Source organism: Glaciibacter kafniensis (assembly GCF_039538945.1).
In the GTDB taxonomy this organism is placed as follows: Bacteria; Actinomycetota; Actinomycetes; order Actinomycetales; family Microbacteriaceae; genus Cryobacterium; species Cryobacterium kafniensis.
The window spans coordinates 247,602-271,787 of record NZ_BAABCN010000003.1; the positions used below are offsets into that span (position 1 = coordinate 247,602).

Annotated in this window: 21 protein-coding genes and 1 tRNA gene; 7 read left to right on the top strand and 15 right to left on the bottom strand. The window is 63.9% G+C overall.

The genetic code is table 11. From position 1 onward, the window contains the following. Positions 1–3: 3 nt before the first annotated feature. Positions 4–621 carry a TetR family transcriptional regulator gene (locus tag ABD791_RS09035; RefSeq protein WP_345065131.1) on the bottom strand — a complete coding sequence of 206 codons (618 nt, stop codon included), beginning with the start codon at positions 619–621 and terminating at the stop codon, positions 4–6. A 210-nt stretch (positions 622–831) separates the two neighbouring features. On the opposite strand from ABD791_RS09035, the gene ABD791_RS09040 reads away from it, so the two are divergent. After that, the gene (locus ABD791_RS09040) at positions 832–2,637 is read left to right on the top strand and encodes a hypothetical protein (protein WP_345065134.1); all 1,806 of its coding nucleotides are present in this window, start codon (positions 832–834) and stop codon (positions 2,635–2,637) included. Positions 2,638–2,817: 180 nt separating this feature from the next. Here the strand turns inward: ABD791_RS09040 and ABD791_RS09045 are convergent, their stop codons facing one another. Next, positions 2,818–3,288 (bottom strand): RidA family protein, encoded by a 471-nt coding sequence (locus tag ABD791_RS09045; protein ID WP_345065137.1) that lies wholly within the window; start codon positions 3,286–3,288, stop codon positions 2,818–2,820. A gap of 2 nt (positions 3,289–3,290) precedes the next feature. Further along, complete coding sequence (sp36, locus tag ABD791_RS09050; RefSeq protein WP_345065139.1) at positions 3,291–3,467, bottom strand: Sp36 family protein; 177 nt, start codon at positions 3,465–3,467, stop codon at positions 3,291–3,293. Between the two features lie 51 nt (positions 3,468–3,518). On the opposite strand from sp36, the gene ABD791_RS09055 reads away from it, so the two are divergent. The 3 genes from ABD791_RS09055 (at position 3,519) to ABD791_RS09065 (ending at position 7,245) form a co-directional block, all read left to right on the top strand. Continuing rightward, positions 3,519–6,128 (top strand): transglycosylase domain-containing protein, encoded by a 2,610-nt coding sequence (locus ABD791_RS09055; protein ID WP_345065141.1) that lies wholly within the window; start codon positions 3,519–3,521, stop codon positions 6,126–6,128. Continuing rightward, positions 6,128–7,114, top strand: coding sequence for a metallophosphoesterase (locus tag ABD791_RS09060; protein ID WP_345065144.1), 987 nt, complete (start codon positions 6,128–6,130; stop codon positions 7,112–7,114). The genes ABD791_RS09055 and ABD791_RS09060 overlap by 1 nt, the downstream gene beginning before the upstream one ends. Positions 7,115–7,168: 54 nt before the next feature. Then, a tRNA-Pro gene (locus ABD791_RS09065) sits at positions 7,169–7,245 on the top strand. A 281-nt stretch (positions 7,246–7,526) separates the two neighbouring features. Here ABD791_RS09065 and ABD791_RS09070 read toward each other — a convergent pair. From ABD791_RS09070 to ABD791_RS09085, 4 genes are all read right to left on the bottom strand, one after another. Further along, on the bottom strand, positions 7,527–8,819 hold the full coding sequence (locus tag ABD791_RS09070) for an acyltransferase family protein (RefSeq protein WP_345065147.1): 1,293 nt from the start codon (positions 8,817–8,819) through the stop codon (positions 7,527–7,529). Between the two features lie 6 nt (positions 8,820–8,825). Beyond that, positions 8,826–9,563 (bottom strand): DUF459 domain-containing protein, encoded by a 738-nt coding sequence (locus ABD791_RS09075; protein ID WP_345065314.1) that lies wholly within the window; start codon positions 9,561–9,563, stop codon positions 8,826–8,828. 286 nt (positions 9,564–9,849) lie between these two features. Next, entirely contained in the window at positions 9,850–11,280 is a 1,431-nt protein-coding gene (locus ABD791_RS09080) for a GntT/GntP/DsdX family permease (RefSeq protein WP_345065317.1), read from the bottom strand. 70 nt (positions 11,281–11,350) lie between these two features. Further along, entirely contained in the window at positions 11,351–11,926 is a 576-nt protein-coding gene (locus ABD791_RS09085; RefSeq protein WP_345065149.1) for a gluconokinase, read from the bottom strand. A 410-nt stretch (positions 11,927–12,336) separates the two neighbouring features. Between ABD791_RS09085 and ABD791_RS09090 the strand changes: the two genes are divergently transcribed. Further along, entirely contained in the window at positions 12,337–13,029 is a 693-nt protein-coding gene (locus ABD791_RS09090) for a M23 family metallopeptidase (protein ID WP_345065152.1), read from the top strand. Between the two features lie 9 nt (positions 13,030–13,038). Here ABD791_RS09090 and ABD791_RS09095 read toward each other — a convergent pair whose 3' ends face one another. From ABD791_RS09095 to ABD791_RS09130, 8 genes are all read right to left on the bottom strand, one after another. Continuing rightward, on the bottom strand, positions 13,039–14,406 hold the full coding sequence (locus ABD791_RS09095) for an XrtP-associated glycosyltransferase (RefSeq protein ID WP_345065155.1): 1,368 nt from the start codon (positions 14,404–14,406) through the stop codon (positions 13,039–13,041). Next, positions 14,406–15,002 (bottom strand): archaeosortase/exosortase family protein, encoded by a 597-nt coding sequence (locus ABD791_RS09100; RefSeq protein WP_345065158.1) that lies wholly within the window; start codon positions 15,000–15,002, stop codon positions 14,406–14,408. Before ABD791_RS09100 ends, ABD791_RS09095 begins: the two co-directional genes overlap by 1 nt. Next, positions 14,992–15,159, bottom strand: coding sequence for a hypothetical protein (locus ABD791_RS09105; protein WP_345065161.1), 168 nt, complete (start codon positions 15,157–15,159; stop codon positions 14,992–14,994). The genes ABD791_RS09100 and ABD791_RS09105 overlap by 11 nt, the downstream gene beginning before the upstream one ends. A gap of 32 nt (positions 15,160–15,191) precedes the next feature. Further along, on the bottom strand, positions 15,192–15,857 hold the full coding sequence (locus tag ABD791_RS09110; protein WP_345065164.1) for a carbohydrate binding domain-containing protein: 666 nt from the start codon (positions 15,855–15,857) through the stop codon (positions 15,192–15,194). Between the two features lie 256 nt (positions 15,858–16,113). Further along, the gene (locus ABD791_RS09115; RefSeq protein WP_345065167.1) at positions 16,114–16,776 is read right to left on the bottom strand and encodes a DUF642 domain-containing protein; all 663 of its coding nucleotides are present in this window, start codon (positions 16,774–16,776) and stop codon (positions 16,114–16,116) included. Positions 16,777–17,193: 417 nt separating this feature from the next. Next, a complete protein-coding gene (locus ABD791_RS09120; RefSeq protein ID WP_345065320.1) occupies positions 17,194–18,510 on the bottom strand; it encodes an alpha/beta fold hydrolase in 1,317 nt (438 codons plus the stop codon). A 256-nt stretch (positions 18,511–18,766) separates the two neighbouring features. Continuing rightward, a complete protein-coding gene (locus ABD791_RS09125) occupies positions 18,767–20,815 on the bottom strand; it encodes a sigma-70 family RNA polymerase sigma factor (RefSeq protein ID WP_345065169.1) in 2,049 nt (682 codons plus the stop codon). 278 nt (positions 20,816–21,093) lie between these two features. Beyond that, the gene (locus tag ABD791_RS09130; RefSeq protein ID WP_345065172.1) at positions 21,094–21,792 is read right to left on the bottom strand and encodes a carbohydrate binding domain-containing protein; all 699 of its coding nucleotides are present in this window, start codon (positions 21,790–21,792) and stop codon (positions 21,094–21,096) included. Positions 21,793–22,149: 357 nt separating this feature from the next. Here ABD791_RS09130 and ABD791_RS09135 point away from each other — a divergent pair, with 357 nt between their 5' ends. Both ABD791_RS09135 and wecB read left to right on the top strand, forming a co-directional pair. Next, entirely contained in the window at positions 22,150–22,971 is an 822-nt protein-coding gene (locus tag ABD791_RS09135) for a hypothetical protein (protein WP_345065174.1), read from the top strand. Beyond that, entirely contained in the window at positions 22,968–24,113 is a 1,146-nt protein-coding gene (wecB, locus tag ABD791_RS09140) for a non-hydrolyzing UDP-N-acetylglucosamine 2-epimerase (RefSeq protein ID WP_345065177.1), read from the top strand. Before ABD791_RS09135 ends, wecB begins: the two co-directional genes overlap by 4 nt. The last annotated feature ends 73 nt before the right edge of the window (positions 24,114–24,186 follow it).

The window sequence follows — 24,186 nt, forward strand, 5'->3', positions numbered from 1 at the left end:
CGGTCACTCTGCCAGCTTGCTGATGGCGGCCATGCGGCGTCTCGCAGCCTGGAACACCGAGGCGTCGACGGGGAACTCCCCGTCGACTTCTCGGACATGCCGAAGGGCCTCGTCGCCGAGAGCGATCGAGAGCCCCACAGTGAGACGGGCTTCGGTGGCGTGGTCCGCGTCCGCCAGTCGGGCATGCTCTGGGTGCGTGTCGAGCCACGCGGCGATCACGCCGACCAGGCGCTCACGGCTCTCGTTGCTCGCCCATGAGACAGTACTGGCGGTTCCCAAACCTCGCACGAAGAGCGCGAATCTCCGCTGAGTGACGACGTCATCGGCCTGACCTCTGACCGACTCCATCACGATCAGACTCGCTGCGACCACGAGATCACGCGAATGACGCGTGAGGATGTCCTCGGTCAGACCCGGGTCATAGACGAGCGCGGATCCGAAGATTGCTTCGTCGAGCGAGGCGAAGTAGTTGAAGAAGGTGCTGCGAGAGACCATCGCCGCCGCGCACACCCGCTCAACCGTCACGGCACGTGCACCCTCGTCATAGGCGAGCTGGACTGCCGCGCCCTCCATCGCCCGCCTGGCGGCGCGCATCTTGCGCTCTCGAAGCCCCTCAGACATGCCTTCTCCCTTGATCAACCTCTGCACCCAATTCTGAGCGGATTCTTGATTTGTGTCAAAGTTTCGACTCAGTCCATAATTGATTGGATCCCAACGACCGGAAGGCCCTCCATGCATCGCCCGCTCCACCATCGCGACTCCGTCTCTACGCGAGTCCTCAGAACAACACGAATCGGCGGCGCGTTCGCCGTCACGGCGGGCCTGGTCCTGATGTCCCTGCCTCTGGCAGCGCAGGCGGTCGAGGCGACGACGTTCCCCGTCGCCATAACGGCGAGCATCACCACCGGGTCGGATGCCGCGTTGCTCGCGGGCGTGCACGTCACTATTCGCAAGGCGGAAGGTGACGACACCGTCGTAGCGTCGGGGACCACCGGCAACGATGGCACTCTCGATCTCGCGGTCGCGGGCACCCAGACCAGCTATCTGGCGGATGCCGAGTGGCCTGGTGCCGCAGGCGATCTGACGGAGACCGGGGCACGCACGGAATTCCGACTCGGAGGCGATGACCCCGTCGAGATCGCTCTGCGGGGCTCGTTCGGCACCGTCTCCGGCACCATTGCCGCGACGGTCGACGGCAAGCCGCTGGCCGATCTCAGCGGCGCCGCCCTTCTCCTCGAGAGCGCAGGCACGGCAGTGCAGCGAGTGACGATCGCAGCCGACGGCTCGTTCGTGTCCGGCGCACTGCCCACGAGCGCCTCCATGGACTACAGCGTGTCCTTCCTGCCACCGGCCGGGTATGAGCTCGCCGACGCGCAGACCGAGGAGAACCCGCCGTTCGCGCTTCCGTCCGCTGCAACGAGCCCGTCTACGCTGACGATCCAGCGCCGGTTCGCCGTCGTGGCGGACAGCGCGACACCCACGCCCACGCCGACGCCGACCACCGAGCCCACGCCCACCACCGAACCGACACCGGCCCCCACACCCATCACCGACCCGACACCCGCACCGACGCCCGCCCCCACCGTCACCCCGGCACCGACTGCATCCCCGACACCCACCATCACCCCGGCCGCGCCGGAACTCGTCCCTTCAGTATCGTTCGGCGATGCCGCGAGCCTGGGAGCGGCCCTCGGCGGCAGCACCGAGGGTCAGCTGGATGCGCTTCTGGCGGCCGTAAGAGCCGCACCCAGTGGCCAGACTGTCCCGCTCACCAATCAATTGGGCCTGGTGCTCGGCCTGGCTTGGACGCCGGCGGCATCGCAGCAGTCAGGGCTGTCAGCGATGAGCTCTGGCACTCTGCTCGGCGCACCCGGACTCACCGTGAACGAGACCCCCGTGGCCGCGATGGACCTCACGACCGCACTCGCGGCAGTCCAGGCATCCCGCGCATCGTTGCTCAATGCTGCTCTGGCGACGCAGCTCGCCGAGGTGCAGGCACGCAATACGCAGATCGGTTTGTTGAACACTGCTGTGTCCGCTGTGTCCGCGTACGTCTCGTCCCCGTCCGAAGCTTCGTACGCAGCATCCGTCGACGCAGTGAAGGCCGCCGGCATCGACCACACCTTCCTCTCAGCCTCCGCCGAGAACCGCGCGACGGCCGCAACAGATCTGCTCCAGTCGCTGCGCACCACGATCGATGCGACGGTGAACGGCCAGCAGCTGGACATGCTTCGCTTGCAGTCCATGGTCAACTCGCGCAACGACGCCTTCACTCTGATGACGGACTTCATGAAGAAAATGAACGAGGCCCGTTCAAGCGTGATCGGCAACCTGCGATCGACTCCGATCGCGCTGGGCACGGTGCAGTGGGACAGCGGCACGGTGACCGGCAGCTTCGATCTGGCCGCCGTGCAGAATGGTGAGCATCACCTCATCCTGGACTTCGCAGACGCCGGCGTGACACTCGTCTCGAGCGTCACGGTCCAGCGCAACGAACTCGCCGCGACCGGCGCACAGCCGACTCCAGCACTGCTGGTCGGCGCGGGTCTGCTCGCGCTCGGAGGCGCGGCCTTCATCGGTGCACCGCCGCTGCTGCGACGCCGGGGCGCCCTCTTCGCCCAAGCCACTCAAAGCTGAGCGCTTTTCGTCTCGCTGCGCTTCTCACTCAACGACCGGGAATCCACTTCGTCGTTGAGCGAAAAGCGCGGCGACCAGACGAGGTGAATCGCATCCTTGTCACATCCGCTTAACCAGCAACAGGCACCCCAACCGGGGTGCCTGTTGCTCGTTAAGCATCACGACTGCACGTCGTGTTGTTTAGGCGAACGAAACGATCAGTTCGACCTCGACCGGCGAATCGAGCGGGAGCACCGCGACGCCAACGGCTGAGCGCGAGTGAACGCCGATCTCACCGAAGATCTCGCCGAGCACCTCGGAGGCGCCGTTGACGACACCGGGCTGACCGGTGAACGCGGGGTCGGATGCGACGAAGCCGGTCACCTTGACGACCTGCGTGATGCGGTCGAGTGAACCGATCACAGACTTGATTGCAGCGAGCGCGTTCAGGGCAGAGATGCGAGCGTAGTCACGCGCATCCGCTGCGGGGACGAGTCCGTGACCATCGCCCACTTTGCCGGTGGCCGGCAGGGCGCCAGACACCATCGGCAGCTGACCAGATGTGAACACCAGCGAGCCGGAGACGATGGCGGGAATGTAGCTGGCCACGGGCGGAACGACAGTCGGGAGTTCGATTCCCAGTTCGGCGAGACGCGCTTCGATCTGTGACATGCTCAGGCTCCTTCAGTGGTGTCGGCGCCGGCGACGGGGCGCTTGAGGTAGGCGACGAGTCCGCCTTCTGGTCCGTTGACAACCTGCACGAGCTCCCACCCTTCAGAGCCCCAGTTGTTCAAGATTGCGGCGGTGTTGTGAATCATCAACGGCGTTGTGAGGTATTCCCAAGCAGGCATGTCTCTCCTATTCAAGCTGATGTTCAGCTTCGTCCCTATAGTGTCAATCCTATGTCTGTCAAAAAACGAACGGCCAAAGGCGTGCTCGGCGGTGTCCTTGGTTTCGTCGGGATGAGTGCCGTTGCCGGCGTACTCGTCACGGTTGCCGTCACTCCCGCCTTGGCCCTGTCCGGTATGGCTGCGACAAATACGATCGGCGTGTTCGAGAACCTTCCTGAGTTCCTCGCGATCGACCAGCTCTCCCAGAAGAGCAACATCTATGCCACCCAGAGTGATGGCAGCCCCGTACTTCTCGCCTCCTTCTACGACCAGAACCGCGTCGAGGTGGCGTCAGATCAGATCAGCCAGTTTGCAAAGGATGCCGCGGTGGCCGGAGAAGACCCGCGCTTCTTCGAACACGGTGGCATCGACGTCGAGGGCACCGTCAAGGGCGCGGTCCAGACCGTGGCCGGCGGCGCGACCCGTGGTGGCTCGTCGATCAGCCAGCAGTACGTCAAGAACGTTCTGGTGCAGAAGTGCGAGGTCATGACGGTCGAGAAAGATCGCATGTCCTGCTACGACGATGCGACAAAGACCAGCATTGACCGCAAGCTCAAAGAGATGCGCCTCGCCATCGGCGTTGAGAAGAAGTACTCCAAGGACCAGATCCTGCAGAGCTACCTCAACATCACCGGCTTCGGCGGAACCGTCTACGGCATCGAGTCGGCAGCGAACTACTACTACTCGACGACCGCCGCGAACCTGACCCTGCCCCAGGCAGCCAGCCTCGTCGCGATCGTGAACAACCCCTCCAAGTTCCAGCTCGACCTGCCGGACAGCGAGACCAACGGCGCCGCGAACGGCTATGCCGCCAACAAGGTGCGCCGCGACTACATCCTCGGCGAGATGGCCAAGCTCAAGAAGATCACCCAGGAGGAATACGCCGCGGCAATCGCCACCCCGATCGAACCGGCGATCCAGGAGCCGAGCACGGGTTGCCAGACGGCCGGCGACAACGCCTACTTCTGCGACTATGTGACCAAGATCCTGCAGAACGATCCCACCTTCGGCGACAACGAAGACGAGCGTTTCATGAACTTCAAACGCGGCGGCTACGACGTCTATACGACCCTCGACCTTGATGTTCAGGCGACGGCAACCGCCACGCTCCGCGCGCAGGTTCCGACGACCTACGCCGGCTGGGACGAGGCCGGCGTCATCTCGAGTGTGCAGGTGGGAACCGGACGCGTGCTCGCGATGTCGCAGAGCAAGCTCTACAGCCAGGACCCCGCAGTCTTGGAGACAAGCGCCGACTACTCGAGCATCAACTACAACACCGACTCCGAATACGGCGGGTCAAACGGGTTCCAGCCCGGCTCGACATACAAGACCTTCACCCTGGCCGAGTGGCTCAAAGAAGGCCACTCGTTGAACGAGCGCGTCAACTCCGCCCGCAAGTCGGACTGGGGAACCTTCCAGGACAGCTGCCTCGGCTCGCAGACTTTCCCGGGCTTCAACCCGAAGAACGACGCGAACGAAAGCGGAACCAACTACAGCGCTCTCCAGTCGACCATCAACTCGATCAACACAGGCTTCATCGGTATGGCCAAGAAGCTCGACCTCTGTGGCATCCGCAAGACGGCCGAAGCATTCGGCGTGCACCGCGCCGACGGCAACCCGCTGGAGCAGGGGGCCGGTTCGGTTCTCGGCACCAACGAGATCGCGCCACTGACCATGGCCGCAGCGTTCGCCGGCATGGCCAACAACGGCACGACGTGCTCGCCGATCGCCATCGACAAGATCATCGGCCCGGATGACACGGAGCGCGCTGTTCCGGCCTCCACCTGCAGCCAATCCGTTGACCCCACCGTCGCCGCAGGCATGCAGTACGCGATGGGCAAGGTGATGACCGAGGGAAGCGCCACCGCCGCTCTGTACGGCACGTCACCGCGTGTTCCGATGATCGGCAAGACCGGTACCACCGACGGCAACTACGACACGTGGATGAGTGGGGCAAGCACCAAGGTTGCCACGGTCACCGGCGTCGTCTCGCTGCGCGGTGGCCCGAATGGCCTCGCCAACCAGCGCGACATCGATTTTCCTGACGGCACGGCCGCCACGGCTCGGCACCGCATGTGGGGTGCTGTCATGTCGGTCGCCAACGCCAAGTACGGTGGAGACGAGTTCCCCGAGGCATCCTCCTCGGTGCTCTACGCGGTGCAGGTGCCGGTTCCCGACTTGCGCGGAAAGTCGATGGCTGACGCCAAGTCGACCCTCGAATCGGCCGGCTTCACCTTCTCCGACGGCGGCGCTGTCAGTGACAATGCGGCCGCCGGCACCGTCGCTCGCACCGACCCGGCCGGTGGAGGGACCGCCGATCGTGGCGCAACCGTCACCGTCTATTCGAGCGACGGCAAGGCCGTTACGATTCCGGATGTCGTCGGCAAGTCTCAGAAAGACGCCCAGAGCGCGCTCAGCGGGTTCCAGGTCGAAGTCAAGATCGAGCAGACCGACGACCTCACCAAGAACGGCAAAGTCATCTCGGTTGAGCCGGGCGCCGGAACAACCGTCGCACCGGGTTCGAACGTCATGATCGTCGTCGGCAAGACCATCGGCGCCGCGAACGGCAACGGCAACGGGGCTGAGAACGGCAACGGCAATGGCAACGGCGGAAACGGCTGATGAGTCCGCTGAACGCCGGCGGCAGGGTTCTCACCACTGCCGCGGGCCTCGTGGCCGGGGCCGGACTTGCGGCGCTCGCCTGGGGCTCGCTTGTGGAGCGCAAGCGCTACACGCTGCGTCAGGTGCGGGTTCCGGTGTTGCCCGCCGGTTCTGCCCCGCTCCGAGTGCTCCACCTGTCCGACCTGCACATGGCGCCGTGGCAGCGCGACAAGCAGGAGTGGGTGCGCAGCCTCGCCACTCTCAAACCTGATCTTGTCGTCAACACCGGTGACAACCTGGGCCATGTCGACGGGGTTTCGGGTATCGAGTATGCCTTGGAGCCATTCGCCGGCATCCCCGGCGTCTTCGTCAACGGGTCAAATGACTACTTCGGCCCCCAGCTGAAGAACCCGCTCAAATACTTCGGCGGACCGTCGCTCGTGCACAACTACCCGGCACGTCTCGATATCGACAGCCTGCACCGTGTTTTCGCGGGGCTCGGCTGGAAAGATCTCAACAATGCCGCAGACGTTGTGTCAATTGGCGCAACTCGTCTCGAATTCTTCGGTGTCGACGATCCCCACATCGGCCTCGACCGATTGGACTTGATCACCGGCGCCATCGATGAGATGCGAGCCAACGACCCGCTCGCTGAGGAAACCTGGCCGGACCCCGCCCAGCCTGCCGTCGCAGACGGCATTCTGACCATCGGGGTCACACACGCCCCGTATCAGCGGGTTCTCAACTCTTTCGTGAATCACGGTGCCCAGCTGATTCTTGCCGGTCACACGCACGGTGGGCAGGTCTGCGTGCCTAAATTCGGCGCGCTCGTCACCAACTGTGACATTCCTCGCCGTCAGGTGCGTGGTCTGAGTCTGTGGAACCAGGGCCTCCGCACTGCTTTTCTCAATGTCTCGGCCGGCCTCGGAACATCCATCTATGCTCCGGTGCGTTTTGCCTGCCCACCCGAAGCAACCTTGCTCACTTTGACGGCCGTAGACGCCTAACTGTCACCGAGCACCTCTCGGAGCGTCTATACTAATAAAGGCCCACGGGGCCATCGGGGTATGGCGCAGCTTGGTAGCGCGCGTCGTTCGGGACGACGAGGTCGCAGGTTCAAATCCTGTTACCCCGACCAGAAGAGAAGGACATCCACACATCGTGTGGATGTCCTTCTCTCGTTAGCTCGCAGGCTGTCGTGAAACTCTCAGCGACGCGCACACGAGACCCCACGGAGTCGACCACCGCTGTGGCGGCACGCCAACCCTCGCTACGGTATTGAACCCGCGTGGCGGCATCCGCGGTCGGCCCGTTTCGCGTCACGAGGGTCGAAAACCGCGACGCCCCCTGAACTCATCAGGCGCAGCGGTCTTCGACCTTCGCGGCGGTGACGATGGGCCTTCGACAGCTACTGGGTGCCTAGTTCGTGACGATGATGCCGGTCGTCTGCTCGGCAGGAGCGTCAGGCTGGAAGAGCATGGCACTCAGTGCGGTGATGACCACCGCGACGACGAGCGCCCCGAGTATCCATCCGGTTCGACCGGACATGCGCCGGATTGGGCGCTCGATCAGAACGAAGGAACCAGCTGCGAGCACGAAGGATGCGGTAAACGCCACCACGATCTGGGCGACGGGCGCGGCGATGAACGGCGTCGAGGTGAGGAACACCCAGACCGGCCAGTGCCACAGGTAGAGCCCGTAGCTGATCGCGCCAACGACCCCCAAGAGACGCCAGCCGAGCGCTCGCGTGAGCAACGCGCCGCCACGGGCGAGGTGGGAGACGAGCACCGCCGCCGCAAGTCCCGCGGAGGGCAGTTGCCAGGCATAGAACTCGAGTGTGCCTCCGTCTGCGACGACCCACAAGACAGCGAGCACGACGACGGATGCCGCGCCGGCCCACCACCGTGTCACCCACGTCGAGAGATGACTGCCGACGACCAGCGCGGCGAGGGCGCCGAGAAGGAGCGCTCCCGAACGGGTGTCGGTTCCCTGATAGACGCGGTCGGTGTTGGCCGGGTCTGCGAGAACAGCCGCGAGCAGATAGGCGAGGGTGGCACCGACCGCGACGATCGCGACGCGCAGGCGGGTCGGCATCCGTCGCATGAGCACGATGAGCACGAGCGGCCAGATCAGGTAGAACTGCTCCTCGACGGCCAACGACCACAGGTGAGTCAGTGGTGCGAGCGAGCTATCGACCTGCCAGTAGCCGCCGTCGTTGAAGATCTCAAACCAGTTCGAGCCGTAGACGAGGGCAGCCAGGGTCTGTCCGTTCGCCGCCTTCTGCATCGGATAGCCGGCGCCGACGTGCATCCACAGCTGAACGGCGAGGAGCACCGTCACCAGCGCCGGAAGCAGGCGCTTGACGCGGGAGACCCAGAACTGCCCGAGCCTGACACCCCCGGGGTTCGCCCACTGGGCAAGCAGCATCCGCGTGATCACGAAGCCGGAGATGACGAAGAAGAGATCGACGCCGAGAAAACCGCCGCCGAGCGGAAGACCGAAGTGAAAGGCCATGACGCCCAGCACGGCGAGCGCGCGGAGGCCATCGATCGCGGCGATACGGCCGCGCCCACTTCCACTTCCGTTGACGTCGACGTTGATGTTCGGGCCGCGGCGGCGCGACCGATGACGAATGCTCGTTCGGATGCCGCCACCCTCTCCCGCCCACGCCTCTCGCGTCCGTGCCTCTCGCCGAGTGAGCGCCATCGTCATGTTGGCCTACTTGGACCCTTCGGTCAGGCCAGCTTTCATCTGGTTCAGGATGAAGCGGGCCAACCGGTCGCGAGATTCGCCGGCCGGGTGGCCGGTCTCATCAAGCACCTTGATGCCGTTGATCAACCACGGGCAGTCGCCGGTTGAAACGCACATCTGCCCGTACACATCGATGAGCTTCACTGTGAGGCCAGCGTCGGCGTTGCGTGTGACCGCGTCGACCTGGGCTTCGTAGTTCGTGTCGTGGGCCATGTTGTCCATGTACACGGTCGCCCCGGTGGAGGTGAGAATACTGAGCACTTGGTCGACGTTCTGGGCGTAGCGAAGGCGGAACGCGGCGTCTTCGAAGTTCTTCGGCTCGCCAGAGTCATCGATCATCTGCTTCGCTGCGTCCCAGAACGCAGTGGTCAGGTAGACGACGTCGGGCTGGTACTGCTCGAGCAGCGCGGGCCACTCAGTCGGCCACTGGTTGCACTCGGTGGCGTCGGTGAGCACGTTGTTGACCATCTGCTGCGAGGGCAGCATGATTCCGCAGCCGCCGATCGCGGCGTTGACCACGGTGACGTTGCGGTCGGACACCACTTCAGACATCCCCGAGCCGAATGCGCGGGCGAGAGAGTCGCCCACGACGAGCACGGTCATGTCTTTCACGCCAGGGTCGAGGCTCGCGGTCCCGAGCTGAGGAGCCTGAGGAGTGTGAGCGCCTTCAGGAGCGCTGCAGCCCGCAAGTGTGATGCCGAGCATCACGCACAGGGCGATCGCTGAAATCAAGGATCGACGGGAACGAGTTCGTGCCAAAATGGTGTGGCCCCCACAGCTATCAGTCCTCACCTCCGACTGAGGCGCAGCTACGACAGGTTAGGGCGCGGAGTGTCAGTCACACGAAGCGATCAAGTAACGCAGTGGCCGAGGCTTCCCGGCCGAGGGTCGCGCGCGGTCGGGGTCGGTGGTTGAGAGTTCCCGGTTCGGTGGCGTGCCGTTCCCGATGTGGTGCGCGGACCACGACGACCGTCCGAGGGGCCCCGCCGGATCACAGGAACAGCGAGAACAGCAGCGTGAACCCGAGGCCCATCACCGAAATGATGGTCTCCATGACCGACCAGGTTTTGATCGTCTGCCCGACCGTCAGTCCGAAGTACTCTTTCACCAGCCAGAATCCGGCATCATTCACGTGTGAGAAGAACAGCGATCCGGCGCCGATCGCAAGTACGACGAGGGAGAGCTGACCCGCGCCAAGACCGGCGGCGAGCGGAGCGACAATTCCGGCCGCGGTGACGGTAGCCACGGTTGCCGAACCGGTGGCCAGTCGAATGAGTACGGCCACGATCCATCCGAGGAAGAGTGCGGAGAGGCTGGCTGCGAGGGCGATCTTGGCGATAGCTGTTCCGGTGCCGCCGTCGATCAGTACCTGCTTGAACCCGCCGCCCGCGCCGACGATGAACACGACGCCAACGATAGGCAGCAGGCTCTGCCCGATCTTCGTTGCCAGAACGGATGCCGAGAAGCCCACGCTGGTTCCAAACGTCACCATGGCCAGCAGTACCGCCAGCAGCAACGCCACAACCGGGTCGCCGATGAAGTCGAGCACCGTGCGCGCCGTGGTGTCCTTCGGGAGCCAGATGTCTGAGGCCGCCTTCAGCAACATGAGCACGAGCGGCAACAGGATGGTGGTCATCGTCCAGGCGAACCTGGGGCTCCTGGTTGCCGTCGGATCCTGAGCGCCGGTCTCCTGGATTCCCTTTTCCTTGTTGGATTCTGCCGTCGTCTCGCTCACGGCCAGCCCCGCGCCAGCGGCGCCGATGGGTACCCACCTGGCGGCGAGGCGCCCAAACAGCGGCCCGGCGACAATCACCGTCGGAATCGCGATGACCAAACCAATCGCCAGGGTGAATCCGACATTCGCGCCCAGGATCCCGATCGCGGCGAGCGGGCCGGGGTGCGGGGGAACAAAGCCGTGGAGCACTGACAGGCCGGCCAGCGCGGGGATGCCGAGCCGCATCGCCGGGGTATTCGTGCGCCGAACGGCAAGCATGACGATGGGAATCAGCAGCACGAGCCCGATCTCAAAGAACATCGGGATGCCGATGATTCCGGCGATCAGGGCCATCTTCCACGGCAGTGTGGCTGGGCGACCCTTCAAAATGGTGCTCACCACGATGTCGGCGCCGCCCGAATCGGCGAGGAGTTTGCCGAGCATGGCGCCGAGCGCAATCAGGATACCGACGTAGCCCAAGACGCCGCCGACACCGAGCTCGTATGACGCGGTCACCTTGTCCAGCGGGATGCCAGAGCCGATTCCCACAAACAGGGCGCCAATCGTCAGTGCTAAGAATGCATGGAACTTCGCCCACACAATGAGTACGACCACGATGGCGATGCCGAGCGCCGCCACGATGAGGACCTGGGTGTCGTGACTGTTCCATGGTTCGTCGACGGGGTTGGTCGCAGCATGCACGCCCATCCAGTTCAGTGCAGAAGTTGCGTGCTCCAGAAGGTTCATCGCGCTCTCCATCCTGTTCAGCCGCACCTGGTCAGTCGCGCGGTTTCAACGCTCGCAGTGCGGACGTCGGCACGTCGGTGAGATGCAGCTCGGTGATGATCGATTTCGCGATCGCCTTCGGCTTTCGTCCGATCGCGACAGAGATCGCCGGTTCATCCGACCCCGGCGCCTCCAGTGTGGCGAATTGGCTGTCGAGGAGCGCCGTCGGCATGAAGTGGCCCTGCCTGGCGGCCATCCGACTCTCGATCAACTCTCGGCTGCCGGCCAAATAGACGAACAGCACCCCGGAATTCCTGCGATTCACGATCTCGCGATACGAGCGTCTCAGTGCGGAGCACGTGATGACGCCGTTCTCGCCCGCATCAAGACGCCCCTCGATCCAGTCGGCGACGAGCGCCAGCCAGGGCATCCGGTCGGCGTCAGTCAGCGGATGTCCGGCCGCCATCTTCTCGATATTGGCAGCGGGGTGCAGGGAATCACCTTCTTCGAACTCCCAGTGCAAGCGACCCGCGAGCATCGCTGCCACCGTCGATTTTCCGCATCCGGACACGCCCATCAGCACGAGGACGAGTGGCCGGTGTGCTGCGATCTTCTCCCAGTCGCTCATGTCTACATCCTTCTCCCGATGCGATCCGATGCGCAAGCAACGACTTGGTCCAATCAGCAACTGGCTCGCCCCGATTCGGCGAGAATCAATGCGCCTGCATACAGGTGAATATGATTCATCTTCCGGGTGTCTCCCAGTCGGGCCACGTACCGTCGTGCAGAGATGCGGCAGACGTGACCGATGGGAATCGGTCTGAACGGTCTGCTCGCGGCCTGAAAGCCTCTGGCGCTTCAGGAGGCACGTCCCCCGCGTGCCCCGGTATTCTCCCCGCGTGCGTGAGGATTCCGACCCTCGACGACGCCACCTCGTGGCGAGATTCGGAACTCTTTCGATGCTCCACACCTCCGTGCGCCCCGCCCGGCCCGCACCAACCGCGCCGCTTGGTTTCTTCTTCAGCAGGAGGGCAGCGAGTGCGTAAGGAGATTCTCGGAGCATCGGCCATCCTCGTCGTCGGACTGATTGCCGTGTCCACATCCACTCCCGCTCTGGCCGTCGAGTCAGCCGCTTCGGGCACAGCACCTGGCGCGTCGCAGGAGTTCGCCGTGGGCAGGGGCGCACAATCGATGGTCGTCAGTGATGCGACAGTGACGGCGGACATCGAGCGCGACGGTTTCTCGGTGACGGCACCGGCACCTGCACCTGCACCTGCGCCGGTCGTGGCTGCCGCAGCGCCCACAGCGGCAGTTCCCGTGGCGAGCGGCTGGGTGCTTCCCGTATCTGGAACCATCAGCGACTCGTTCGGTGCGCGCCCCGACCTCCCTGTCGCCGGCGTCAATTCATTCCATAGCGGTACGGACATTTCAGCCCCTACCGGCACTCAGGTGGTCGCTGCTTCAGCCGGCACCGTCGTCTTTGCCGGTGAAAATGGGACCTACGGCGAATGGGTGCTCATCGACCACGGCAATGGGATCCAGACCGGATACGCCCACAACAGCTCAATTCTTGTGAGCGTCGGCCAGAGCGTGGCGGCAGGCGAGACGATCTCCCTGGTCGGCAGCACCGGCGCAGCAACTGGCCCGCACCTTCACTTCGAAGTGCGCGTGAACGATGAAGCCATCGACGCGATTCCGTTTATGAGCGAACGCGGCATCACGCTGGGCTAAGAGCGGGGCTCAGTGGTCGAGCGCGATCGGGCCGAGTACGCCGACCTCGGAGTTGCGGCGGGTTTTAGACCAGCCGCTTCGACCCAGGAGGATCCGCCCGAAGGCCTTCCAGGTCGTGATGTAGAACCCGTAAACGTAGATGAAATAGGCCAAGCCCCACCCGAATCCCACGAGGAATGACCGCTCCGGGGTGAATCGTTTGCGGTAGATGATTCCCCACAAGGCGAAGACCCCGATACCGAATACCGCGTAGACGATCAGCAAGATCCCGATCCAGCCGTGCAACACCTGGTAGAGCATCCCATCGACGGTCACAAGCGCGTAGCCGAAGAACGCCACCGGCACCGTATAGATCAGGGTTCCGAGCAGGGTGATCCAGGGCTGAAACAAGTAGTAACCCATCTCGAGCGCCCCCAGATTGCTCACATGGGGCGAGCTCCAGAGCTTGGGCAGGTATTTGATGCACTGCATCACGCCCTGCCCCCACCGGGTGCGTTGCACGATGAAGCGACTCGGCGACGGCAGGCCCTCCTGCGCCACGTAGGTCGACGCCGTGTAGGCGTTGCGCCATCCCAGCAGAAGCAGGTGCACGCCGAGTTCGAAATCCTCCAGCAGCGACCCATGCCACGGCCGTCCGAACTGTTCTTGCAGTCCGTCCAACGCAGAGAGCCGCGCGAACTGGCCGTTGCCGCCGAGGCCGACCGTGTTGCTCTTTCGGCGAGACTGCTGCACGGCGGCGATGACGGTGCGAAACTCGATGTCTTGCATGCGCACGAGTTGTTTGCCGACGAACCGTTGAAGTCGATTGCCCGGAGGTGTGTCGTCGCAGTTTTTCATGCGAACCTCGATCTGCACTCCCCCGACATCCGCGCTCCCGAAGAGCCGGGACGAACTCACGATGTCGAGACAGTTTGCGGCGGGCGAGCCGTCGGCATCGACGACGCACACAATCGCACGATCGCGGTCTGCCCCCGGCGCGAGGCCGAGAAATACGTTCAGACTGTCGTAGGCCGCATTGAGCGCGTCGCCTTTTCCGGTGCGTGCCTCCGGCAGCTGCCGCCGCACGAGATGGACGCGGGGGTTGGCACGCGCGAAGTCTGCCGCAATCTCGGCGGTTCGATCATCCGACGCATCGTCGATGATCCAGACATGTGCGTGGGCAAAGGTGCTGGTCAGGTAGTCGAGCGTCGCGGCAATCACCGCTTCCTCGTCGCGGCACGGAACAAAGAAGTGCCAATCGAACTTTTCGGAGGAGCCCGCTTCCTCCGGCTTGCTGCGGAGGAACGGAACAACGATCACCGCGATATACATGAAGAAGGTGACGCTGAGCAAGAGACTGAGCGCTTGCGCAACGCCGAGAACCGCCTGGAGTTGCATCAGCTTGCCCGGTGGCCGACTGCGCTGTGCCGGGGAGTCTGTGTCTGGCCTCTGCTGCGCCGACGACCAGCAGTCAGCGCAATGATGAATGCCGTGAGCGCCAGTGCGACGCCGATCCCGACGACGACGGAGCCGCCCACTGTGTGCGACCACTGGTAGCCATCGGCCACACCCCATTTGGCTGTTGCCCAGGCGATGAGCACTATTCGCGCCTGGTTGGCCAGCACGAGCACTCCCGCCGAGAGCGTGGTCGCGAGGAGGGTGCGTGAGAGGCTGAAGCGCCCGCTGGCGAGGATGAGCCCCGCGAGTATCAGAAGCGGGCCGACCAGAAAGGCGACGGTGCATTCGGGCGTGATACGAAGCCCGTGCATCTCTGGTGTGGCCGACGCCCAAAAGAAGCTGAATGACCCCGGGACGACATACATCGATCCCGGGGTCACCGCGTCAGCCAACGCCGCAGCGAGCACCGTCTCCGTCTGACGCAGCAAAGCGTGATTCAACATGAGCAGCACGCCACCTGCTGCGAGGGCGACTCCGACGAGTGCCCGCACCGTGCGACGCATCCGCTGCCTGCCGACGCCTGCCTTACTGCTCATGAGCAACGCTCCGGTTTTTCATTCCCACAGTGCGAAGAGCGACCAAGCCAGCCAGAATCGCCAGGACGGCAATCATCGCAAGTCCCATCCAGTGAAAACCGGTGACCGCGAGCACGCCGACGGCGCCGGCTGCCACGGGCGGAAAGGGGTTATACAAGGTGACTCCCTAACTGTGCGAATGAAGGCGGATTATGCGGAGGCGCGCTTGTTCTTGCGACCGAGCAGGTGCACGGAACCGGCGGCGAGTGCGGCAACTCCGAGCCCACCGGCGATCGCCGGGATCATGATCGGGCTGTCGTTCTCTGGCACGAGAGTGACCGAGACGGTGTCGAGGCCGATGTAGTTCGTGACGCCGAAGAACGACAGTTCCGTCGAGGTACCGGTTGCCGTGAACACGAATGTCCGCTCGGTGTAGACCGGACTTGTGACGGTCGTGAACGTGTCAACGGTGGCGCCGTCGATCTTCGTCCCACCGGCGACGCCACCCTGCCAGCCGGGTTTAGTGACATCGAAATAGCCGGCCGCTCGGACCGAGTACGCCAGGGCATAGGTCTTTCCGACTTCGGTCTGGATGGTCTGCGCGATCGTGCCCTGCACTCCCGCGTAAGCGCCGTTGGTGTACGGGCCCGCCAGCGCCGCATCCCACCAGACCTGCATGGATCCGCCCGTCCCCCCGCTGCCGACCGTCCAGCCCCCGAACTGCGATCCCGCAAGGTACTGGCCGTTGTTCGTGACCGGTGCATCGAAGCCTCCATTAGCGACCAAATTGTCGGCCGCCATTGCGGGTGCCGCAGCGCCAGCTCCGAACATGAGCGCGCTGGCAACGAGTGCCCCCATCAGGATTCGCTTTTTCATTGTGGTGTTCCCCATGGTGGTGTTTCCCCTAATAGCTGTCAGTCCTCACCTCCCGATGAGGTGACGGCTTCGACAGGCTAAAACGCGGAGCCCCGATCGAACGAAGCCCTCGAGCAACTCGGTGGCCGAGGCTTCCCGACAGCGGGTCTCGTGCGGTCAGCTTCGGTGGTTGACGATTCCCGGTTCGGTGGTTGCCCGTTCCCGAAAGAGGCGCGCCCCGGGACGACAGGCATCGATCCCGGGGCACGACGGCAATCTATGCGGAGGCGCGCTTGTTCTTGCGACCGAGCAGGTGCACGGAACCGGCGGCGAGTGCGGCCACTCCGAGCCCACCGGCGATCGCCGGGATCATGATCGGGCTGTCGTCGACAGGGACCTCGGTCACGGAGATGCTGTCGAGTCCGACCGCCATGTAGGGGTTGGAAAAGCTGATCTTGGTCGTCGTTCCCGACGCGGTGAACGAGAACGTGGTGCCCACGGCACCAGTTGCCGGAGAGTTGACGTTCTGCACCGCATCGACCTGCGTGCCATTTGTCACACGCACCGTAAGCGGGACATTGCCGAGCGGCAGGGGATCCTGCTGTGACTTCCCTGGGAACAACGAATACAAGACGGTGTAGGTCTTCCCGACCTCGGTCGGGAATGACTGCGAAATCGCACCCATGACGTTCCCTGACTGCTCCCCGCCGGGCGCACGCTCGATATAGAGCCCGGACTGAACTTGGTAGCCGTTCGCGGTATCAACACTCCACCCGGAAATCGACGTGCCGGCGTTGTAAAGCGTCGAAACGGCGAGGGTGGGGCTGGAGAAAGATCCGTTGGTGATGAGGTTGGTTGCGGCCATGGCCGGCGCCGCGGTACCCGCTCCGAACATGAGCGCGCCGGCGATGAGCGCCCCAAACATAAGCTTCTTTTTCATAGTTGTTTCTCCCCAAGTCAGTCCTCACCTCCCCATGAGGTGACGGCTTCGACAGGCTAAAACGCGGAGCCCCGATCGAACGAAGCCCTCGAGCAACTCGGTGGTCGAGGCTTCCCGACCGCGGGTCTCGTGCGGTCAGCTTCGGTGGTTGACCCTTCGCGACCGGGGGTTTCGTTCGGTCAGCTTCGGTGGTTGACGATTCCCAGTTCGGTGGTTGGCCGTTCCCGAAGAGGGTGTGCACTCGACCCTCGCGGCGGTTGTGAACCCTCGCGGCGGCATCCGTTGTCAGCTCGTTCGTCATGACGAGGGTCGAAAACCGCAACGCCCACTGAACTCAGTGGGCGTTGCGGTTCTCGACCCTCGCTGCGCCACCGCTTCGCTGAAGCGGTGGCCCGGGGCTCGGTGCTTGCTCTCCGACTATTCGGCGGGAGCCGGAGTGGCCGTCGCCTCGGCCGGGATCGGTGACGGCGTCGGGATCGGAGTCGGTGCCGTCTGCGTGCTACCCACCGGCGCACACGTGGTCGGGGCATCGTCGCCGGCGAAGCGGTCGGCGAACCATGACATGTACTCGCCGGACGCATCCTGGGGGATGGTCTGGTGAGTGGCGCCGGAGTAGAGGGTGTACTGCACCGGCTCACCGAACCCGCAGACACGCTCGATGTACTGCGTTGTGGCGTTCGGGTTCACGACCGTGTCAGATGTGCCCTGCATGACCAAAATCGGTGCGAGCGGCGCTGTGTAGCCGGCCGTGTTTTCATCGAGTCTCTTCTGCCAGTCAGCCGGTGTGGTCGGCTGCATGAGGGTCTGGTACGGCTCAGCTACGTTCGAATTGATGACATAGGCGAGGTGGTTGACACACTGGTTCGCGGCGCCGACGAGAGCTTTCTCACCCTCTGCCGTCACCATCCCGGAGGCTTCCAATTCGGGGTAGGCGGCCATGAGACCGTTGATGACGTTCAGCTGGAGTGCGACCCCGTGCGCCGGGGACGTGGCGTTTGCCGGGCCCGGCTCCACCTGGTGGGCGAACTGAGGGCCGTTGTTCGCTGCTGGTGCGAGCCCCGCTGCGCCCACCAGATTGAGCGGTGCACCGTATGCGGTGTTCTGCGCCATCCAGGCCGCGGCCCCGCCGCCCTGCGACCAGCCGAGCACGGCCATATCGTTACCGGCCTGAGTTTCCTTGATCTGCTGAGCCGCCTTGACCGAGTCCCAGACGTTGTTCGTCTCGGTACCCATCACGGTGTACTCATGGACCCCCGGGGTGCCGAGGCCTTGGTAGTCGGTCGCGACAACTGCGTAGCCGGCGTCGAGCATCTTGCTCAAGGACGGCACACCTGGATCCTGCTGTACGGCGCTGTTGTAGTCGAAGTAGTCGACGAGTTCCATCGCGGGCTGGGTCACCAGCGACGGTGCACAGTTGCGGCCACCTCCTTCGGTGCCGTGCGCCCAGGCGATCACCTTGCGATCGCCCTCGGGCGCCTTGCCATCGGGCACCACCACAAACCCGGAAACGGCAACCGGGGTTCCATCGCCCAGTTCCGAGAGATAGAGAATGCGCCACGCACGCGCTCCGTCGGGAGCCGGAGCTTCTTCTGACCGAATCAGGTCGCCGTGGGTGCCGCTCGGTAGCGGCGACGGCGGCTCATAGAAAGCGGGAATCTCGTATTGCCCATCAGACGAGACCACCGAGGCCGGCTCGTCTGGCTGGCTCGCCGCTGCCGTGCATCCGGTCAGCATCACAGTGCCACCCAGTAGCAGTGCGAGAGCAGAAAAAGTCGTTTGTGAGCGCCGCCGACGTGTCGGAACGCTTCCCCTGTGGAATCCCATGGTTCGTAAGGCTAGGGCGCGGATGCGTGCGCTCATGAAGTGTTCGAACAATTCGGTGGCCGAGGCTTCCCGACTTTGGTTCTCCCGCGACCCGGTTCGGTGGTTGACGGTTCTCGGTTCGGTGGTAATTAATTCCCGAAGTGGTGCGGCCATGACGAATTTCGCGCTACTGGACGAGCATGACCGATACGTTGTCGAGGCCGATGTAGTTCGTGATGCCGAAGAACGACACCTCGGTCGAGGTGCCTGTTGCCGTGAACAGGACTGTCCGCTCGTCGTAGACCGGATTCGTGCCGGTCGTGAATGTGTCAACTGTGGCACCGTCGATCATCGACCCGCCCGAGACACCACCCTGCCACCCTGTTTTGGTGGTATCGAAATAGCCGGCAGCCCGCACCGAGTACGCCAGGGTATAGGTCTTTCCGACTTCGGTCAGAATGGTCTGCGACATCGCCCCTCTCATCCCCGCATAGGCACCTGTCGTGAACGGGGCCGCTATCGCTTGGCTAGTCCAGATCTGCGTGGAGCCGCTCATCATCCAGCCGTCGAACTGCGTTCCCGTGAGGTATTCGCCATTGTTCGTGATCGCCGAGTCAAAGCCGCCATTCACCACGAGATTGACCGGGTCGGGAGTCGGAGTCGGCGTCGGGGTCGGGGTCGGGGTCGGAGTCGGAGTCGGCGTTGGCGTTGGCGTTGGCGTTGGCGTTGGCGTTGGCGTTGGCGTCGGCGTTGGGGTCGGAGTTGGCGTTGGCGTTGGCGTTGGCGTCGGAGTTGGAGTCGGAGTCGGAGTCGGCGTCGGCGTCGGAGTCGGAGTCGGGTTAGGCGTCGGGGTTGGAGACGGCGTCGGGTTGGGCGTCGGTAGGGGAATGGGAACCGGCGAAGCAGCTGGCATTGGAGCAGCTGGCGTTGGATCAACCTCCGGCGCAGCCGGAGGAGTCAGATCAATCGCTGGAATGTACTGAACGGGAGTCGGCGTCGGAGTCGGAGTGAGCGTCGGAAGCGGCGTCGCAATGGCGTCGGAGTTATTGCGATCAGGAGCTGAAGCGCCCGGTGGGAGGCTGTCTGAGGGATCGGCCTGGGACGAGATCCCCGGTGCCGACTCTGCGCTCGCGTTCACACCGATCACGACCGCTACGGCGAGAGCAATGGGTAGTGCCACTACCGCGACGGCCCCGCCAGAGGAGGACACACCGATGCTGCCCAATGCACGGCGTACCCAATTTGCTCCACTTGCCGAAGCGGAGAGAGCCGTCGACGCAGAGAGAGCGGGCGACGCCGCACGAGCGACGGCGGCCGCCGAAACTGTCGCCACCGTTGCCACCACGGGCACCGCCGCCGCAGAGACCGACGCAATCGTGGTCGCTGCCGACGTAGAAGTAGTCGCCGACGCTGACGAGGCTGTGGCGGCCGTGGCCGTGGTTCCCCCGTCTCCGAAAGCGACGAGTGCCGAGGATCCGCCCAGCACGAACGGGGCGATGATGAGAAGCAGCCCGCGATTGACGTCTTTCACTTCGGATGCCATGGCCGTGCAGTCGGCGCAGCCAGCCAGGTGAACGCTCATCTTCGCGCGGTCGCGCGCCGCAATCTTGTTGCGTGCGAAGTCGCCCAGTCTGGGTGCGACATCGGCACAGGCGCTGCCCACCGCGACGGTGCTGAGGTGCGCTTGAAGATAGGCGGCCCGCAAGCCCTCGCTGGCACGCGCACGGAGCACCGACACGCCATGAGCGCTCAGCCCCAGCAGGGGGGCAACGGCCGCCGGCTTCATCCCTTCGATCTCGGAGTACCAGAGCACGGACTGCCACCGCTCGGGAATCGATTCGAACGCAGCCCGTACCGCCTGAACTTCGAAGCGCGTCACCGCAGGGTCGACGTGCTCAGCCCGGTTGGCCCGCTCGACCTCTTCGAAGTCGTCCACCGTAATGCTGTGCGAATCTCGAATGCTCGCGGCCATGACGACATTCCGCAGCACCGTGTAGAGGTAGGCCCGGAACGAATCCTCCGGCCCCTTCCCACTCTGCAGGGCCTTCAAAGTGTTTGCAAAAGCCTCGGCCACGGCGTCGTCCGCGCTCGTGCGGGTTCCAAAGGTCAGCTTCGACGCAAACCGAGAGACCGCGGCATGGTGCCGCTCATAGAGAGTGCCGAAGGCCCTCGAATCTCCCGCACGCACCTGCTGCACGAGGGCAGCATCGCCGATCTCGTCTGCCTGGGCAGTCATCTCAGACACACATTCCTCTATCAGCTCGTTGCGTCGACGGGAACGACACTGAGGGCAAAATTCGAAGAGTTGCGGTTGAGGGCACTCGTCCGGGTGGCACCTATTCGTCATTGAAATGTGACGAAACGGGGTAGTGCCACTCTCAGTCTATGACGAGGTGTAGATATGGACTTAATCCAAGATCGGGTGACGGGGCACTGTTCCCGAAATGGGCGTGACCCCCGAGACGATCGACATCGATCCCGGGGGCACGCAGCGAACTACGCGGAGACGCGGAACTACGCGGAAGCGCGCTTGTTCTTGCGCCCGATCAGAGCCGCACCGGCCCCGAGCGCCGCCACGCCCAACCCGCCGGCAATCGCCGGGAGCATGATCGGGCTGTCGTTCTCTGGCACAAGGGTGACTGAGACGTTATCGAGACCGACCGCCGCGTTGTTGACCAGATTGAAGGACAGCTCGGTCGTCGTGCTGCTCGCCGTGAAAACAAAAATATGCGCGGAAGAAACCGGATCCTTGACCGTCGTGAACGTGTCTGCGGTGACGCCGTTGATCGACACCGCACCCGGGTTCCCACCCTTCCAGCCGGGAGTAGTGGCGGCCGCTACCCTGCCCGACGCCCGGGTGTCGTACGTCACGCTGTATGACTTTCCGACCACGGTCGGGAAGCTCTGTGCGATCGTTCCCGTTATTCCCACCCACGGTCCGTTTATGAACGGAGCGGCCTGGGCAGGGCCAACGCCCTCCATCTCGGGATACCAGACCTGCAGGGTTCCCTCTGAGTTTACGAGCTTGGTCTTCATCTGCCACCCGCCGAAATTTTGCCCGACAAGATACAAGCCGTTGTTCGTGGTGTAGCCCGCCCCGTCAAAGGTGCCATTGGTCACCAGGTTGTCAGCGGCCATGGCCGGTGCTGCCGCGCCCGCGCCCAGCAGGAAAGCACTGGCAACGAGCGCCCCGACTACTATCTGTTTCTTCATATCGATCCCCATTGTTGTCAGTCCTCACCTCCCGATGAGGCGCAGGTGACAACAGGCTAGAACGCGGCGCGACGACAGCACGGGGATGCCGAAGAGTTCAGTGGCCGAGGCTTCCCGACCGAGGGTCTTTCGCGGTCGGCTTCGGTGGTTGACGATTCCCGGTTCGGTAGTGTGCGAGTCCCGACGCGGCGCGCCCCTCACAGGGATGAGGGCAAAATTCGAGAAGTTTCACTCGAGTTCACCCGTGCGGGTGACAACAATTTCGTGTTTACTGCGTGACGAAACTGGGCATTGCCACTCTCTGTGTATGACGAGGTTCGGATATGGACTTCGCCCAGAGAGAGTGAGGAGCCTGCAATGACGTTGTTATCCGCAGCGCGCATGGAAAACTCGGAGGCACACCTCGAAGAGAGGTTTGCACGGTCACTCGTTGAGCCGCACGAACTCAGCCGCCAACTCGTGGCACTCCACGGTGCACGGATAGTCAGCAAACTTGCCGGACACAATGATCCGAAGATCGCCTACCGTTGGTCTCGACCGAATGGCCCCGTGCCCGGTGACGAAGCGCTGCGGCGGCTTTACTCCGCCCATCGGATCTGGCTCGAGGTTCGCGGACCACGCACCCACGATCAGGCGGTCGCCTGGTTTGTGGCCCCGCATCCGCAGCTCAGCGATCAGCAACCGCTCCAACTCATGGTCGAGGACCGCTTCAGCGAGGTCGCGGCGGCGGTCGCCATTGTGCCCCAGCTCCCGCTGCGTCGCTCTGGCTCTCACTCCTCAGCACGTGTCGCGGTCGGTCCGATCACTGCGCGATGGCACGAATCCTCTCTCGTGCCGATACGTGAGGTCGCCACAGCGCTCACCAACCGCTTCGGCGCTCGCACAACGGCCGCCATCGCAGCCGAAGACAATCCCAAGATCGCCTACCGATGGGTTCGAAACGAAGGACGGCCGCCGAGCGGCGAGGCCGCCCGCCGGCTCTATGCGATGTACCGAGTCATTGGCGCGTTGGAGGAGTTCGTGACAGAACCCGTCGCCCGTGCCTGGTTTCTGGCGGCCAACCCGTCGCTCAGCGAGCGTTCCCCTCTCGACGCAGCCCGCGAGGGCCACTTTCAGTCAATAGCACGCGCTGCAGATCAGTTTCTGCTGGCGCTCTACCGGGCAAGGAGCCCCCGATGATCCCCATTATGTGTGTGTACGGAACTCGACCCGAAGCGATCAAGATGATCCCTGTGGTGCAGGCGCTTCAGGCATCCGCCGTCTTCAGACCCGTCGTCGCCGTGACCGGCCAGCACCGAGGCATCCTCGATCAGGTCAACAAGCTCTTCGGCATCCAGCCAGACCACGACCTCAACCTGATCGCGCCGGGGCAGCCGCTCACACAGATCGCGGCGCGCGTTCTGAGCGGCCTTGAATCCGTGCTCGCCCTGGAACGCCCGGCCGCACTGTTGGTTCAGGGCGACACCTCCTCTGCCGTCGCCGCGGCGGTCGCCGGGGCGTATCACCAGATTCCGGTGGTGCACATCGAGGCGGGTCTCAGGTCTGGCGACATCAGCTCCCCATTTCCGGAGGAGCTCAATCGCAAGATGCTCAGCCAGGTCGCAAGCCTGCACCTGGCGCCCACGCAAGCCAACCGTGACAATCTTCTGCGCGACGGCGTCTCGCCCGAGCAGATCGCCGTGACCGGAAACACGGTCATCGACGCGCTTCTGGCCGTCTCTGCCCAGCGCACGCCCTTCGAAGACGAGCGTCTGTCTGCACTCGTGGAGAACGACATCCCGATCATTCTCGCGACAGTTCACCGGCGCGAGAGCCTCGGCGACGGCATGAGGTCGATCGCCCGAGCGCTCTCCCGAATCGCTCGGACGCTTCGCAGTCATACCGTGGTGCTGCCGCTGCATCCGAACCCCGCCGTTCGTGAGGTGTTCACCCGCGAGCTTGCTGGGGTCGAGAATGTGCTTCTGATCAACCCCCTCGACTACGCACAGTTCACGCATCTGTTGGCGGTCGCCACGATCGTTCTCACCGATTCTGGTGGGGTGCAGGAGGAAGCGCCCAGCCTGGGAAAGCCGGTGTTGGTGCTGCGGGACACCACCGAAAGGCCGGAGGCCGTTGACGCCGGCACCTCGCGCGTCATCGGCACCGACGAGAATGTCATCGTCGACGAGACGCTTCGCTTGCTTCTCAACCCCACTCACTACCAAGAGATGGCGAATGCCGTGAGCCCGTATGGCGATGGACAAGCCGCGATGAGAACGGTTGCCGCCATCGAAGAGCTTCTCGGGGTTGGAACGCGGATGCCTGACTACGTCACAGCCTGATCTCACGCCACGAAGTCAGGCACGGCCGGCCTCGTGGCGTGAGCTGAGAACGACTTTCCATGCGACACAAGAC